Below are 2,476 nucleotides of genomic sequence, written 5' to 3'. Positions count from 1 at the left end.
GATAACGGTGCGAATGACCCTGGAACGGACCTCACCGCCTCCGTCCAAACCCTGCGTCACGGGCCTGCACGATGACCTGCGCGCGCGTGCTGGCGCCAAGCTTGCCGAAGATCGTCGACAGATGATTCCGAACGGTCTTCACGCTAATGTTCAGCCTTGCCGCGATCTCATTGTTATTTGAGCCTTGCGCCACGAATTCGAGCAAATCGCGCTCGCGCGCCGTGAGCTCGGCAAGGCAATCGGCCACCTCGTTTTGGGAGGCGGGGAGGAATTCCTCGATTGCCTGCATGAATTGCGCCCAGGATGGCTCGCCCTCAAGCAGGATGTGATTGCGCGTTTCGAGCGGCAAGAAGCGTGCTCCGGGCACAAGCGCGGCGACCTTGCGTCCCTCCTCGAACGGGATCGTCGGATCGCCGCGCGCATGCATCACCAGTGTCGGACATTCAATTCGCGGCAAAATCGTGCGCACGTCGGCTTGCCAATAGGAGCGCAGCAACGCTACGGCCTGCTTCGGTGCCAACGTTTCGCGCAGCAGCGCGTTGAGCGCACGCTTTTGTTCGGGCGACGCATCCAGAATCTGAAGCGACACATAAAACTGGTCATAGGCCGGCAGGTCGTCGTTCCAGCCCAACTCGATCGCCTTCAATCTGGTTTCGGCCTCGTCGATCCGTTGCGGCGTCGGCGCGTCGGCCAGGCGTCCGCGCGTCAGTGCCCCGTAAAGAATAAGATGAGAGACACGCTGCCGATGATTGGCGGCAAAGACCGACGCCTTGGGACCGCCGCCTTGCATTGCAAACAGGACAAATCGATCAAGTCCGGCAGCCTCGACGACCGCTTCCAGGTCTTCGACATGGCGATCGAGCGAAAACTCCACCCCGTCACGATCCGACAGGCCGCAGCCGCGGAAGTCGTAGCGGATCAGCGTGTGCCTGCGAGAGAGAAACGCGAGCCAATGCCGCCAGATCGGATTCTGCCAGTCCAGATCCAGATGGCGCATGTAGTGGCCCAGCCAGACCATGGGTGGACCATTGCCACAGGTCGCGTAAGCGACGCGCGTGCCGTCGCGGCTTTTGCAAAAGCGTATCTGCTGCTGTTCGCGATGTGGCATGCGCCCCAGGACTTGGACAAGATGCCAAATCCTAGCGCGCGTACCGGAAAAGGCTAGGCGGCGCGCAACGTCGCAGCCATCCTCAGTTGCCGACCGCCTTGATGCTGGCGGCAAGGACCGCGGCGTGCCAGTGCTCAATCTCCCTCTTTAGAAAAGCGGCGGTGGCAGCAGGCGTGTCGCCGCCAGCCGAGATCGCGAATTTGTTCAGCTTGGCGACGATATCGGGCGAGTGCACTGCGTCGGCCATCGCGGACGATAGCTTGGCGGCGACGGCCGGCGGTGTCCCTGGCGGTGCGACCACCGCATACCAAAACCCGGATGAAAAGCCGGGCAAGAACTCGGCAATGGCGGGAACCTGCGGCAGTTCCGCCAAGCGCTTTTCGCTGCCGACGCCGAGTGCCGTCACGGTACCGGCCGCGATCTGCGGCATTGTGCTGGGAAAGTCGTGAAACATGAGGTCGACCTGTCCCGCCATGACCGCGTTGAGGGCCGGCGCCAGACCCTTGAACGGAACATGCAGCAGGCGGATGCCGGCCTGTTGCGCAAGCAGTTCCATCGCCAATTGCGGTGGGCTGCCGTTTCCGGAAGACGCATAGGTCACCTTACCCGGATTGGCCTTGGCATAAGCAATAAGCTCTTTCAGGCTTGAGACCGGAAGGCCATGGTGTGCGACCAGAATGAACGGCCCGCGTGCAAGCACGGTCACCGGGACAAAGGCGTCAGGATCGAACGGCAATTCTTTGAACACAAATCGATTCGTTGCCAGCGGTCCTGCCGGCGTCGCCAGAAGCGTGTATCCATCAGGTGCCGCGTGCGCGACCAGTTCGGCGCCGATATTGAGCGCGGCACCGGGCTTGTTGACGATCACCACCGGCTGGCCCCAACGCTGGCTGAGTTTTTCGCCCACAAGACGCGGCAGCGTGTCGGCAAAACCGCCGGGTGGCAGCGGCACAACGATGGTTATCGGGTGGCTGGGGAAATGCGATTGTGCGGAAGCCACAGACGGGTCCGCGCCCACAAGGATTGCGGCGATTAAGCAAGCCATCTTCGTCAAATATCTACCGGTCATGATCCTGTTTCCTAGGCCGCGCGTTGCGAACAGAGCGCAGACGCTTATGAACGCCATGCCGGACGATAGTTCGCGAACGGACCCGGATCATGATGCAGGTGTCCCTTTGGCCGGACTTTATCGTCCCGGCTTCTGGGATCGCCGACGCAAGCGGCGCGGTGCCCACAGCAGATGTGCCAGCATGTCGTCGCGCGTGCTATTGCCGGAGGCGACAGTCAGCCTTCTGCCCCCGGTAGAAAGCATTTGATCTGAATTAGTATTCCGCTCGGAATATCTTGAACGTAAGGCCACACGACCGC

2 protein-coding genes are annotated in these 2,476 nt (G+C 61.5%); both read right to left on the bottom strand.

Features of this window, described 5'->3' with window-relative positions; genetic code table 11:
* Positions 1–31 precede the first annotated feature (31 nt).
* Complete coding sequence (locus tag WB528_RS00995; RefSeq protein ID WP_423886570.1) at positions 32–1,018, bottom strand: alpha/beta fold hydrolase; 987 nt, start codon at positions 1,016–1,018, stop codon at positions 32–34.
* Positions 1,019–1,190: 172 nt separating this feature from the next.
* A complete protein-coding gene (locus tag WB528_RS00990; RefSeq protein ID WP_423886569.1) occupies positions 1,191–2,108 on the bottom strand; it encodes a Bug family tripartite tricarboxylate transporter substrate binding protein in 918 nt (305 codons plus the stop codon).
* Positions 2,109–2,476: the final 368 nt, after the last annotated feature.

It is taken from the genome of Bradyrhizobium sp., from assembly GCF_049586575.1.
GTDB lineage: Bacteria > Pseudomonadota > Alphaproteobacteria > Rhizobiales > Xanthobacteraceae > Bradyrhizobium.
This window is presented reverse-complemented; position numbering and strand designations above follow the sequence as displayed.

What these genes read in the sequence shown, in the direction of transcription:
- WB528_RS00995 (WP_423886570.1), bottom strand. Translation starts at nt 1,018, where the DNA reads ATGGTCTGGCTGGGCCACTACATGCGCCATCTGGATCTGGACTGGCAG.